This is a genomic window from Actinomadura chibensis NBRC 106107 (genome assembly GCF_001552135.1).
Classification (GTDB): domain Bacteria; phylum Actinomycetota; class Actinomycetes; order Streptosporangiales; family Streptosporangiaceae; genus Spirillospora; species Spirillospora chibensis.
This window is the reverse complement of sequence record NZ_BCQP01000043.1, coordinates 59,718-73,165: the sequence shown is the minus strand read 5'-3', so window position 1 is coordinate 73,165 and position 13,448 is coordinate 59,718. Positions and strand designations below refer to the sequence as shown.

Here is a 13,448-nt window from a genome sequence, read left to right as displayed (position 1 = left end):
GCCTGGTGAGCACGTCGTAGCCTTCGGGCCGACGTCGGCCCCGCGCACGCGGGGATGGTTCCCGCAGATACCCGGCGCCGTCCCCCCAGAGCAGGTCGGCCCCGCGCACGCGGGGATGGTTCCGACTACCTGGCCCGACTGCACCGGCTGCAGACGTCGGCCCCGCGCATGCGGGGATGGTTCGAGGTCGACGCGGTCGGCGGGCACCCGGCGATGGTCGGCCCCGCGCATGCGGGGATGATTCGTGGTGCTACAAGGCCGCGGGCGTGGACATCCCGTCGGCCCGCGCATGCGGGGATGGTTCGGCCAAGATGATCAACCAGCCGTACGGCCAGGCGTCGGCCCCGCGCATGCGGGGATGGTTCCGGGTCTCCTTCGGCTGGTCGGGCACGGGGCGGGTCGGCCCCGCGCATGCGGGGATGGTTCGCTGACGTTCATCGCGCTGGACGAGTCCCCGCTGTCGGCCCCGCGCACGCGGGGATGGTTCGCCGCCGCCGCAAGGATCCGGTCCAGGCTCTCCGTCGGCCCCGCGCACGCGGGGATGGTTCTTCCGGTGAGCTGATCATTACTCTCTGCGTACCGTCGGCCCCGCGCACGCGGGGATGGTTCCAGCCCGCGGGTGCGGTGGGTGGCCATGTGCTTGTCGGCCCCGCGCACGCGGGGATGGTTCGGTGGCCTTCACCTGCTGCTCCTCATGCCTGCGGCCAGCCCCCCGCGCGCGGGGATGGTTCCTCGATGACCTCGGTCGCGTCGCAGTCGGCCCCGCGCAGGCGGGGATGGTTCGGACGTCGTCCTGTCCCTGGGCGCGGTCACCCTGTCGGCCCCGTGCACGCGGGGATGGTCCACATCTTCCGCTGCTACAGGCTAAGGACAGAGGCCAGCTCATGGGCACCTAGCCGCGGGGCGCCGTGCGACCATGTCGGCTCGTTGTCTGCTCGGCGGTTTCGAAACGGACTGGCAGGGAGCGGGATGTAGCGGCACGGGGATGGTGCTGGATGCGGACAGAGCGGTACAGTCTGATACTCAGAGCGCTGCTCTGATACGAGAGCAGGCTTTTAATCCGTAGGTTGTGGGTTCGAGTCCCACGCAACCCACCCACCTTGACCAGGGCAAACACTGTCCACGGCGGCTGAGGCAGGCGCTGCCTGGGACCGCGCTGAGGCCGTCCTGGGTCCCGGTCATTCCAGGCGCATCGGACACCCGTCTAGCCCACCCCGCAGGCGACGACTCGCCTCCTCCGCCGGGCATGGCTGACCACCGCATCGGTCCTGAACTGGGCGATGCGGACACCTATTCGATTAGCCCTTCAAAGTGTCGGCGATAGGAACCGAAGGAGCCAAGGGCTCTGAAAGAGCATGGTCACGCCCCACGGCCGCTGCTTCAGCGTCGCTGCGGGCGGCTTATCTGCCGGGCCGGATGCGCCGCTGAAACACCTGGCCGAGATCCCGTCTTCCTGGCGCCACGGCGCCTTTTCCGGCCCGGTGTTCGGCGGCGGGTCCGATTGGTTCCTGGGACCACGCCTCGCGCTTTCATCACGTGAGCAGCGGTCTTCTCCGCTGCCTTGTGCGCGACCTCGGGGAGGACGGAGGTGTAGGTGTCGGCGGTCAGCACGATGCTGGAATGTCCGAGCATGTCCTGCACCACCTTGAGTTCTACCCCGGCAGCGAGAGCGAGGGTGGCAGCGCCGTGTCGTAGGTCGTGCAGCCGGATCGGCAGCAGCCCATGCTCGGCGATCAACGCGCGGAAGGTGCAGCTCAGCCGATCAGGGCCCAACGGATCACCGCCAGGGCGGGTGAAGACGTAGCCGCTGTCCCGATAGTCCTCCTGCGCCCGTTGCCGTTCGGCTTGCTGGCGGTCGCGGTGGGCGCGCAGGGCGCGGATGGTGGTGCGGTCCAGGGCGATGACACGGGCGCTGGAGGCTGTCTTGGGTGGGCACACCGTCAGATGTCCCTGGTGCTGTTGGATCTGCTGGGAGATCATCGCGACGCCCTGGTCCAGGTCCAGGTCGCACCAGCGCAGCCCTGCCGCTTCTCCGCGCCGCAGCCCCCGCAGCGCGATGAGATGGTAGGCGGCGTACAGGCGGTGATCACGGATGGTGTCGAGGAACTCGGCGGTCTGCGCCGCAGTCCACACCGCGACCGGCGGACGCTCCCCCGTCCGCTGCCAGTGCTGCACACGTTCCGCGGTCCACACGACCGCGCGCGGGCGCCGGGCCGTGGGCAACTCGACCCGGGACGCCGGGTTGTCGCTGATCAGCCCTCGACGGATGGCGGCGTTGAGAGCGGTCCGCAGCGTCGCCCGGATCCGGTTCAGCGTTGCTGGCGTCAGCGGCGTTCCTCGTGCTTGATGGTGGCGGGCGATGCTCGCGAACACCGCCTGCAGATGCGCGACCGACAACTCGGCCAGCACCACCGTGCCCAGATAAGGAGCCAAGTAGAGACGCACGTGACTCGCGTACCCACGGATGGTGGACGCCGCGCCGGTTCGGGTGGCCAGCCAGTGGTGGAGCCACTCGCCCACCGTGACCAGCCCACCGCCCGAACCGGACGGCGCGCGAAGCTGAGCCAAGGTCTCCTCAGCCGCTTTGCGTGTGGTGTACCCGCCACGGCGGATCCGCCGACGCCGACCATCAGAACCGACCGGCAGCTCCAACCGCAGATACCAACTCCCGTGCCGTCGACCGGCCGCCAACTTCGGGCAGTGGTCTCCCCACGCCTTCCCCGTCCGCGGATCCACGCACCCGCATCGCCGGTAGATCCCACCAGCACTCTTGGTAATCGCCATGCACGCTTCGTACACCAGCCTCAACCGCACAGTGGCGAGCTTCCTGCCGCACGCCCAAAACAGAACGGTCCCACTGGGAGCAACCACCACGATGCTCCTCTCCCCGCCGTGGCCACGCAGGTCTCGAGCCGCTTCACACAGCCCGGTACAGCTCAGCCGGCGTCAGCGCGGACGATTCCTGCGCCGGTTCCGCCGCGAGGTGGAGGCCGCGCGCCGGGTCGGCGGCGAATAGACGGCGCCCGTCCTGGACGCCAGCACCGGCTCGGCGAACCCGTGGGGCGCTACCGGCTACGTGCCGGGCCCCACCCTCGCCGACACCGTCGAACAGCACGGCCCGCTGCCCGAGGCACCCGTCCTGGCGCTGGCGGACGGGCTCGCCCGCGCGCTGCGCGCCGTGCACGCCAGCGACCTGATCCACCGGAACCTCAAGCCGCCCAACATGCTGGTGACGATCGACGGCCCCCCGCGTGATCGACTTCGGGATCGCCCGCACCGTGACGCGAGCGTCGCCCCCCGGACCGGCGCCCTGGTCGGCTCGCCGCCCTTCATGGCTCCCGAGCAGGTCCAGGGCGGCCAGGTCACCGCGGCCTGCGACGTGTTCAGCCTCGGCTCGGTGCTGGCGTACGCGGCCACCGGCCGCCGCCCGTCCAACTCAGGCGCCGACGGGCTGCACGCCCTGCTCTACCGCGTCCTGCGGCAGCCGCCGGACCTGGCGGGCCCGTCCGGACTGGTTCGGGACCTGGCAGAGTCCTGCCTGACCAAGGAGTCGGAGCGCCGCCACACCCCGGACGAGGTCCGCGCCACGCTGCCGCCCCCCGCACTGGCTCCCGGCCGCGATCACCGTCGAGATCGGCCGCATCGCTGGCCTGCTCGACCTGGAAGCCCCCACCCCCGCGCCCGCCCAGCCAGCGCCGTCCCCTCCGCCGGGGTCGACGCTCTCTTCCGACAGGGCCGGGTCACGGCGCTTGGCCACCCGGTGCTGGATGCTGCGGGGGCCGGGGGCACCGCCATCGCGGCCACGATGGCCCTCACCGTCCAGTGGGACGTCCACAAGGCGGACGGCGCCAGTGCGGGTACCACCTCCGCGGGCACGCCCGCCCGGGGCGACGTCCCCGTGGACGTGGTCGGAACCCAGAATCGAAGATATATTCGCAGCAAAAAAGACAAACCATGACTGCCGAATGGCAGATTGCGGCCATCTCCAAAGGAATGTGACTCCCCAGGGGACTATTCTTGATACTCCTGACAGCCTCAGCCAGAGCGGACGCCAGTCACCAACGCTTGGGAGGCCGCCTTGGAACAACCACGGCTGTGGTGGCAGGCGGTACAGCACTCCGATTGGGCGGTGTTCTCCCTCTCCGACGATCTGGCACGCGATCGGTGGACCGCGCTCCTAGCGGCACTGGAACGCTTGTCGACCCGCGGCCCCATGGCCGATCTCGATGAGATCACGGCCGAGATGCGCGAGATCGGGTTCCACGCTCCATTGTCGGAGCAGGATCTGCGTAGCGCCTTGGAACGCCTGGCAGGCGACGGGCTCGCCGAACCCTTCCGCGACTACACCGTCCCCGTCCGCAATTACCAAGGGCTGATCGTCAGGCAGGAGGCATGGGCGCTGACGCGCCGGGGCCGGACGGTCGTGGCGGCCGTACGGGACGCGGTCCTGGACGTCGGCCGCGCCTTGCAGTTGCCCAGCCGCCTGCTCGACAGCATCGCCACCACGATCCGAGAGATCATCAGGCATTTCGCGGAAGGCGACGACACCGCCCATGTCAGGGAGGGCAGGGGCAGGGGCCTGTTGCCGATGGACCTCGACGACGTCCGGACGCGCATCGGCGAACTCCAGCGTGTGACCGCCGACTTCTACGCCGCGCTCGGCCAACTGGTTCAGGCGGACGTCACCAACGACATGCTGTTCGGAGCGAACAGGGATCGTGTCATCGAGGCGCTGCGGCAATTCCCCCGCGAGTACGAGAGAGCGTTCGTCTCGGTCGAAAAAGCACTGGCCGATCTGGAGCGGGTCGGCCACCGCCAGGTCGCCGAGGCCGCGGTCGCCCACGCCGGGCTCATCGACGCCCGCGACCAACACCACTGGGTCGAGGAGCGGGTACGGCTGCTGTCGGCTCTGGGATCGTGGTTCGCCCCGGAGGGCACCGTCCAGCGGCTCATCTCCTCCGCGTCCGGCGCCGTCTACACGCTCCTCATCGCCATCGACCGCCGCTATTCGGCGCGCCGCCGCGGCTCCGACCTCGGGGCCGACTTCCACGCCCTGGCCCAGAGCCTGCACCGGCAGCGGTCCGACGAGGACGCGCGGCGCGTCCATGCCGCCGCCTTCGGCGACTGGTCCGCATGGCATGCGGTCACCCCCCGGGCCGAGGAGGATGTGGCCCACGGCACCGAGGCGGCAGGCCGCCCCGACCGCCACCGTGTGGAGGTGACGCTCCGGGAGCACGAGCGGCAAGGCCGGACCAGCGGCCGTCCCCGTGCGGTTCCTGACACCGCCGCCGACCGGAAGGCCGCGCTGGCCGAGGCCATGGCGGAGGCGGAGCGGAACCGCCGCCTGGCCGAGTTGCTGGTCACCTCCGGCGAAGTGGAACTCTCCTACTTCGCGGGGCTGGGCGCGGAGGCCGTCGAGGCCCTGCTGCGCGCCGTGGAGACCGCGCTTATGCGCCTCGACCCCGTGACGGGAACCGGGGCGGGGCACGTGGACGGGGCGAACGTCCTGGTCGAGATCCGCTGCATCGACCATGGCCCCACAGCCCGAGCGGACTTCGCCGAAGGGGCTCTGTCCTTCTGGGGACGCGACCTGCGCCTGCGCGTCACCTCGCTTGAGCCGGGTGCGTCCCCTCCCATCGAGAACGTGCCGTCCCGGCAGGGCATCGCATGACCGGGCGGCGCCTCGACCCCGACCTCAGCCCGGCCGCGCGCATCCTGAACGCCACAGGGCGGCTCCGGGCCGAGACCCACCCGGAGGAATACCGCACAGCGCTCAAAGGGCGCGAACGGCTCACCGCCTTCTTCCACGACGAGCTCGGCTGGACGCTAGAGGTGTCGGAGACCGCCTCCCTCATCCGACTGCACAAGCGCCGGGCGGACGTGCCGTCCGATCGAGGGCCTCGGCTCCAGCGTGCGCGCGGGGACGGCCCCCTCGCGTCCAAGAAGGTCCTGATCTGCTGTGCGCTGATTTGCGAGCAGCTGTGGCGGAGGTCGCGGATGAGCCTCCAGGAGCTCCTCCAGGCCATCGCCCAGACGTGCGCCACTGAGGAAGACGAGGGGACCCTCCCCCCGTTTCCGGTGGTTCTCGCCGAGGACGTGTCCAAGCAGCAGGCGCGGAGCAATCGGCTCTGCCTCGTGGACGCGCTGAAACTGCTGGTCGCCGAAGGTACGGCCACCGTCGACGACGACCTCGACCGCGTGGTGGACGACGAGGACGCCAACCTGGTGGTCACGGCCTCCCGGGAGCGTCTGGCCACCAAGTTCTCCTCTCTGTCCCCCCTGCTGCTCGGCCTCGCGTCACTCCCGCCGGAGCAGCACGCCGCGGCGCTGTCGCGGGCGACCCTGAGCGATTCGGCCGAGTCCGACGTGCCGTCGCTGGATGAACGGCGGGTGAGGCTGATGCGCCGGATCGCCGACGACCCCGCGACCGATCCGGTGGACGACCCCACCGAGGGCTCCCCCTACCTCCACACCCCCGCGGGGCGCGAGCGCGCGCTGGACCTCATCACCTCGTTCGGCTACATCGCCACGGTCCGCCGGGACTGGTGGGAAGTGACAGATCGCGACGGAACCGGAACAGGCATCGAGTTTCCCCACGGACGCCGCACCGAACGGCAGGCCGCCCTCGCTCTGCTGGCGGCGATCGTTCGCCGCACCGACCCCGCGGCTCCGCTGTCCACTCCTGAGGCGGTGGAGGTGCTGGAACTGGCGCGCCGGGATCGGCCCCGCTGGGCCGCCGCCTACGCCGGAAGGCTGCCGGTGCTCGCCCGTGTCGCCGCCGCCGAGCTGACCAACGTCGGGCTGCTGCGTCCCGATCCGCACCGGGGCGGCACCTGGCTTTCCACACCCGGCGCCCGCCTGTGGCATGTCAAGGTCCACTCCCCGCCGGTTCCCGCCGCCCGCAGGGACGCCGGAGCAGCGGTTCAGCCTTCCCTTCTCACCGACGAGGACTGAGGAGTCAGCCGTGTCCCCTGACGCAAACCCGCTCCACCCGGTGACCGAGACGGCGGTGCTGGGCGTTCCAGGTGCCGAGGGCCGCTGGCAGCCGACCCGGGCCGGCGCGATCAACTCGTGGGCCTGGTCGGACGAGGTCCTCTTCTTCGCCGGTGGCTGGCTCGCCCTCGCCGGGCCCAACGGCTCGGGCAAGTCGCTCACCGCCTCCATGCTGATCACCGTGCTGCTCGACGCCGAGATCTCGCAGAAGGCGCTGTCAGTGTCCGGAAAGGCCAGCGGGACCCTGGCCAGCAGGCACACCGACCGCAACGAGCAGGAGGACCGGACCGGCCTGTGGTGGCTGGAGTACGGCTACCGCGACGAGCACACCGGGCAGACCCGGTACATGACCACCGGGATGTGGTTGCGCTCGACTGGCGGGAAACTCCAGCGCGCCTTCTTCATCGTGCCAGCGCGCGTGGGCCACGAGCTGGCCCTGCGGCGCGAACGCGCCACGGTGAAGATCGACGATCTCGGCGGGCAGCTCGCCGCACTCGGCGGCCGGCTGTTCCTGTCCTCGGCCGTCCCCCGCTCGGCACTCGCCGACGTGCCGCTGAGCCTCGGGGACGAGCACGAGTTCCGCGACGCCGTCCGGAACCATCTGTTCGCCCCGTTGAACGAGATCCAGTTCGAGGCCCTCGTCGGTGTGCTTCGCAGCCTGCGCAGCGTTCGGACGGCTGAGGCGATCTCGCCCAAGGAAATGCGCCAAGTCCTCACCGACGCGCTGCCAGCGCTCGAACCCGATCGGCTCAAGGTCGTCGCCGATGCGATGGCGCGGATCTCCGAGCTGGAGAAGCAGCTCGACCAGTCCCGCAAGGAGGCGCGGCTGCTGGCCCAGACGGACAAGCACTACCGCAGCTACCGCAACGCGGTTGCCCAGCTCCAGGCCGCCGAACTGGCCGCGGCCAACAACGCCTACGACGAACAGACCCGCCAGGCGCGCCAGGCGTCCCGTGATCTGGAGAGGGCCCAGGCGACGGCTCAGGGCATCCAGCGGCGGCTCTCGCGGAAGTACGAGGGCATCTCCCGGCTGGAAGGCGAGCTGTCCGCCGCCGAGGGGATGCTCAGGGACCACGCGGGGGCCGAGCTGCCCCTTCACGAGGAACGCGCCGCCGAGCTGGACGACACCGCCGCCGACGCCGAGGCTCAGGCCGAGCAGGCCGCCACTGATGCCGGTACGGCGATGGACGGCTCCGCGGAATCGGCTTCCAGAGCACACCAGGCGCAGGGTCATCTGCTCGATTTCGCCGAGCGGCTGCGGCAGGACGGTGAACATCTCGGTGCCGCGTCCGCGACCGACCGCATGATCTCGGTCTACCGCGGGCTCTGTGCCGCCGAGCCGCACACCGAGCCGCCGGCGGTCGATCTGGACGAACTGTGCGCGACACCGCTCGCCTGGACCGAAGCGCGCACGGGCAAAGTCGCCCGGGTCCGGACCGCGCTGCGCCTGCACGGCGAGGCCCAGACGGCGGAACGGACCCTCGCCCAGGGCAGGCAGGAGGCCGAGACCGGGGAGTCCGTCACGCGCGAAGCCCTGGAAGGCGCCACCCGCGATCGGCAGGAAGCCGAGACCGTGTTGCTCGACGAGCTCGGCACCTGGTCCGGCCGGCTGCGCCACCTACGGCCACCGCCACCCGACCTGTGCGCACCGGATCAGGCCGCGGAGAACGACCGCCTGCCCGCGGACCGAATCCGGCGATGGCTGTCCGAGGAGGTGGCGGCCGCCAGCCTGCGCATCGACCTGACCGGGCATCGGGAACGTGCGGCGACCGCCGAGGCCCTCGTGAACGCCGCCGAAGTGCTCGCCTCCGACGCCCACGCCGCCCACCGCCGGGCACTTGGCGTGGTACGGGAGGAAGAAGGCGGCCTGCTGGACGCCCAGGCCGAGAACGCCGCCGCGGAACAGGCCGATGAGACCGAACTCGAGCAGGGGCGTGCCGACCACCACCGCGAGATCACCGACGCGGGGGCGGCCGAACGGGACGCTTGGCGGCGCCGCTCCGACGCCGCGGCCGCCGCGCTCCAGGCCGCCCGCGACTGGCTGGCCGGCGCTCACCGCTGGCGAACGGCGTTGGCCTACCTCGATCCCGGCGCCATCTCGCTCCCCGAGCCGTCGGCTCCGCTCTCCGACGAGGCGCTGCGCGGGGTCGAGCCCACGTCCGTCCGCCTGGCCGCCCACAAGGCCCACGCGGCGGCCGCTGCGGAACTGCACCATCAGGTCGCCGAGGCTCGCGAGGTCATTAAAACGGTCGAAGCAGGCATCGAGGAACTGCGCGCCGACGTGGTGCGAGCGCGCCGGACCGCCCCCGTACCGCCCGCACCGCAATGGCGGTCGCGCTCGGGCGACGACGGCGTCCCCCTGTGGGCCGTCGTCGACTTCGCCGGCCACCTTTCCGCCGAGGAGGCCGACCGGCTCGAAGGAGCCCTGCTGGCGTCGGGCCTCCTCGACGCGCTGATCAGGCCGGACGGTCGCCCGGTTGCCGGTGATCTCGTCCTCACCCCCACCGTGTCCGCCCCGCACCGGACACTGGCCGACTTCCTCCAGCCCGACGCGCAGGAGGGCGGCTCCGCCGAGGCGATCCACCGGCTGCTGCGCTCGATCCCGGTCGACTCCCCCGCGCCCGGCGCCCTGCGCAACGGGGTGCTCACCGCCGCCTGTCCCGAGGGCTACCAGGCGGCCTACATCGGCCGTACTGCCCGGGAACGCGCCCGGCGACAGCGCCTCGCCGAACTGGAGCAGCGCCTCGCCGAACACGAGCGGGAACTGCGACAGGCCGACCAGGAACTCAGCCGACGCGAAAGCCACGTCCTCGCCGCGGCCACCGAACGGGATGCCCTGCCCACCGACGAGGCGCTCTCCTCGGCCCGCCACGACCTCGCCAGCCGGACTCGCGAGCATTCCATCGCCGAGCGGCAGGCGGCGCAGCGCACCGCTCAGGCGGACCTCGCGCTCCAGCAGGTCATGACGACCCTCCGGCAACGCTCCGACGCACGTTCCGCCCGGCTCGATCGAGCCCGGCAGAGCCTGGAGCACGCCGAGCGGACAGCACGATCCGCCGGCTCCGCCGCGGCCAAGGCGGAGGAGAACGCCGCGGAACTGCGGCGATCCGCCCAAGAATGCGAGACCGCCCGCCTGGAAGCCACCCGCGCCCAGGAGGAGGCTGACGGAGAACAGAACGGGTTCCCCCACTCCGCGGTGAACGCCGTCCGCACCGCGCACAGCGCCGAAGATCGCGCTCAGGAGGCGCTCATCCGCGCCGAGACCGCCGCCATCGACGCCGCCGAGAAGCATGACGAGGCCACCAGGACGGTCCGGTCCGCACTGGGCGCCCTCAACAAGGCGGCCGCCCTCCCGGACGGTTCCCTGCTTCCCACGTCCCATGACGCCCTGGACAACCACGCCGGAGCGGTCGGCACGCTCGAACTGCTGGTCCGGGACGGCCGCATGGCGGCTCTCCGCTGCACCGAACTGATGCGGGCCGCCCGCCGCGATCACCAGACCGCCGCCACGGCCCGGGTCACTGCCGCCAGGATGTCCGACCGGGCCGGTCAGGCACGCGCCAAAGCGAGGAAGGCCATGGCCGCGGTCGAGACGATGCGCAGGCTCTACGGCGCCGAATACGACGACCTTCTCACCACCAAGAACCGGCTCTCCGAACAGCTCAGCCGGGTCAAGTCGGAGATCGAGACACTCCGCACCGAGAAGGAGGAAGCCGACAAGGAGCAGACCAGGGCAGAGGTCACCCTGGAGAACGTCGCTCCGCAACGCCGGGCCGCTGAGCAGCAACGCGACCGCTGCGTTCGCACCCTCGGCCGCCTGATCGACGAGGGTCTGGCCACGCTGCCGGACGGCATCACCGCCGACCCGTCCGGCCGGCCGGCCCACTTGACCGCCGCCCTGGAGTGGTCGCGACTGCTGCTGGCGGACCGCCACGCGCACGCGGACCGGCACGCCCAGCTCGTCCGGTTCCGTGACCGGGCACTGAAAACGGTCGAGAACAGCGCCCGCGACACCAGTGGCGAACTGGCCCGCTTCAACCGCCAGGTAATGCTCGTCTCGATCGAGGGGACCGAGTGGCGCCGCGCCGTCGTCGCCGAGCCCGACACCGTGCGCGGCGAGGACCTAAGCGATGCCCTAGCGTCTCTGGAGGCGAGCATCGCCCTGCTCGAAGAGGATCTGCGCGACGACTTCAAGCAGGCGATGCGCACCGGCATGTTCACCCGGCTCCGCAAGGACATCCAGATCCGCCGGGAGGCGGCCCGCGAGCTTGTCCGGCAGATCCGCGAGACGCTGGACGGCGTCCGCACGGGCGTGGCGAACGTCGGCATCCAGGTCGACTGGGACGTGCGCAAAGAGGACGAGGACGCGGTCCGCATGATCAAACTCATCGAGGAGGCCCCGACCGACCGATCCTTCGAGGAGATGTACACCGTCCTGCGCCAGCGGATGGACGCGAAGGCCGACGAGCCCTGGCCCGACCGGGTCGCCCACACCTTCGACTACCGCTCCTGGCACGAGTGGGACATCTTCGTGACCCACTCCTCCTTCGGCGACGGATCGTCGAACGAGGCATTCCGCAAGGTCGGCACGCGCTCCAACCCGCTGGAGACGCTGTCCACCGGTGAGCGCAGGCTCGCCACGATGCTGCCGCTGCTGGCCGCCGCCTGGTCCATGTACTCGGGCGACTACCGCGGGCCGCGCCTGCTGTCGATCGACGAGATCGACGCCGCCTTCGACGAGCCCAACCTGCGCCAGGTGCTGGCGCTGCTGCGCTCCTGGGACTTCGACGTGCTGGCCACCATGCCGTCCATCACCCCCATGATCAAACGGGAGTCGGGCCGGGCCATGGTCCACCAGGTCGTCGCCTCCGGCCGCAACCGCATCACCATCCCCTGGCTGTGGGAGGGCCACGGCGAACCCCGGCCGGTCACTCTGGACGGAATGGCATGAGCGGGATCCTCGCCGGGTTCGCCCGGGACCCGGACTTCGTCCCCTTCTGGAAGGCCCTGCACGACCGGCTCTGCGCGGGGCGGTCCGCCGACCAGATCGTCACCCTGAAAGTGACGGACCTTCCGCTGGGAGCCCTGGCCGAGCTACGTACATACCTGGACACCTCCACCCGGCGCCGCCGCGGCCGCTCCGCCGTCACCGTCGAGGGCACCACGACCGACGTGCCGCTGCGCGAACTCCTCCAGGTCACCGAGGCGTCCGCGAACGAGGTTGCTCTCCTGGCCGAGCAGGTCACGGGCAGGCCCGTGGTGAATCTGGCCGCCGACCGGCGGGAGGCAGCCGGGCAGCGCCGCGAACTCTGGGAGCACGCCGACGCGGCGTTCCCCCGCCTCCCCCGGCTGGTCCGCCGCTTGAAAGCCAGCGGCATCGGCGCCGACGTCCCCAAGGCCCGCCGCCTCATCACTGCCTTGGCCCAGGTCACCGAAGGCGTGCCCTATACCCCTCCGGTCAGTCTGCCGAAACTCGCCCACGACTGCGCGGGCGACCCGCACTACTTCGACCTGGGCGGATTCAACGGCGGCTGCTTGGTCTACGCGGTCATGGAGGTCACCGGCCACCCCGAGCCCACCCTTCCCCACCACACCCGTGCGCTGCTGGCCGAAGCGGGGATCTTCGCCGACCGGCTCACGTCAACCATCCTGTTGCACCGCATCCGTACCACCGCGGACGGTGTCATCGACCGCCGACTCCGCGAGTCCGACGTCCCGGTCGCCCTGACCCTGCTGGACCTGACCCGCGATCCCCCCACCCTGGCCCCGCAGACCGTGACGGTCGTCGAGAACCCGTCCGTGCTGGAGGCGGCCATGGCCTGCGGCTCCGACGTCCCGCTGGCCTGCACCAGCGGCCACCTGCGCGCCGTCGACCACGTGTTCCTGCAATTGGCCCGCGACCAAGGCGTCCGGCTCCGCTACGCCGGAGACCTCGACCATGAGGGCTTCCAGATCGCCGCCACGGTAGCCGACCAGTACGGGGCAGAACTGCTGGCCATGGATGCCGAGACCGTCACCGAAGCGGGCCCCTCCCCTTCCTCAGTCCCCCTCCGCGACCGCTTCGCCGCCTCCCTCCGGTCCGACCTCGGCCTCACCCACCACGCCGTGTTCCAAGAGCATGACGCCGTGACCCGCCGCATCCTGAGCCCCGACCTCCACGACGACACCTCGGGGCGCACCACCCTCCGAGCCCGCCCCTGAGCGCCGGGCCTCGAAGGCCATCCGCGGAAGTCTTCATCCCCAGTCCGGCGGAGAACCCCGCCCTACAGTGCCGAGAATTTCGTCCGTGCAAGTCAAGCGGCATGTTCGTCCTGGTTGAGGGTTTTCCGCCCTGGTGCAGGACTCCGACGTTCTCGCGTTTGGGTCTTGATGTCCGATTGCGAGTCCGAGGGTGGCGAGGCATCTGCGGGGTTCCGGTGGTGGTGTGAGCTTCCAACTGTTCCACGGCCACGTTG

General features: G+C 71.0%; 6 protein-coding genes and 1 CRISPR repeat array (1 of these 7 only partly in view). Of the genes, 5 read left to right on the top strand and 1 reads right to left on the bottom strand.

What is annotated here, in order from left to right; translation table 11 throughout:
• Positions 1 to 244: direct repeats of the CRISPR family, unit length 28 nt; unit sequence GTCGGCCCCGCGCACGCGGGGATGGTTC; it reaches 1,920 nt to the left of the window's first position.
• Positions 245 to 1,380: 1,136 nt separating this feature from the next.
• Positions 1,381 to 2,568 carry a tyrosine-type recombinase/integrase gene (locus ACH01S_RS25025; RefSeq protein WP_246236818.1) on the bottom strand — a complete coding sequence of 396 codons (1,188 nt, stop codon included), beginning with the start codon at positions 2,566 to 2,568 and terminating at the stop codon, positions 1,381 to 1,383.
• A 508-nt stretch (positions 2,569 to 3,076) separates the two neighbouring features.
• Here ACH01S_RS25025 and ACH01S_RS25020 point away from each other — a divergent pair.
• The 5 genes from ACH01S_RS25020 (at position 3,077) to ACH01S_RS25000 (ending at position 13,194) form a co-directional block, all read left to right on the top strand.
• Positions 3,077 to 3,958, top strand: a complete 882-nt coding sequence (locus ACH01S_RS25020) for a protein kinase domain-containing protein (RefSeq protein WP_067896205.1) — start codon at positions 3,077 to 3,079, stop codon at positions 3,956 to 3,958.
• 255 nt (positions 3,959 to 4,213) lie between these two features.
• Entirely contained in the window at positions 4,214 to 5,671 is a 1,458-nt protein-coding gene (locus tag ACH01S_RS25015) for a DUF2397 family protein (protein ID WP_148344484.1), read from the top strand.
• Complete coding sequence (locus ACH01S_RS25010) at positions 5,668 to 6,954, top strand: DUF2398 family protein (RefSeq protein ID WP_067896199.1); 1,287 nt, start codon at positions 5,668 to 5,670, stop codon at positions 6,952 to 6,954. Before ACH01S_RS25015 ends, ACH01S_RS25010 begins: the two co-directional genes overlap by 4 nt.
• 208 nt (positions 6,955 to 7,162) lie before the next feature.
• A complete protein-coding gene (locus ACH01S_RS25005; RefSeq protein ID WP_148344485.1) occupies positions 7,163 to 11,944 on the top strand; it encodes an SbcC/MukB-like Walker B domain-containing protein in 4,782 nt (1,593 codons plus the stop codon).
• Complete coding sequence (locus ACH01S_RS25000; protein ID WP_067896193.1) at positions 11,941 to 13,194, top strand: DUF2399 domain-containing protein; 1,254 nt, start codon at positions 11,941 to 11,943, stop codon at positions 13,192 to 13,194. The genes ACH01S_RS25005 and ACH01S_RS25000 overlap by 4 nt, the downstream gene beginning before the upstream one ends.
• The last annotated feature ends 254 nt before the right edge of the window (positions 13,195 to 13,448 follow it).

Coding starts and splice junctions, on each gene's coding strand:
- ACH01S_RS25015 (WP_148344484.1), top strand. CDS start 4,214: ATGGCCGATCTCGATGAGATCACGGCCGAGATGCGCGAGATCGGGTTC.
- ACH01S_RS25010 (WP_067896199.1), top strand. CDS start 5,668: ATGACCGGGCGGCGCCTCGACCCCGACCTCAGCCCGGCCGCGCGCATC.
- ACH01S_RS25005 (WP_148344485.1), top strand. CDS start 7,163: ATGCTGATCACCGTGCTGCTCGACGCCGAGATCTCGCAGAAGGCGCTG.
- ACH01S_RS25000 (WP_067896193.1), top strand. CDS start 11,941: ATGAGCGGGATCCTCGCCGGGTTCGCCCGGGACCCGGACTTCGTCCCC.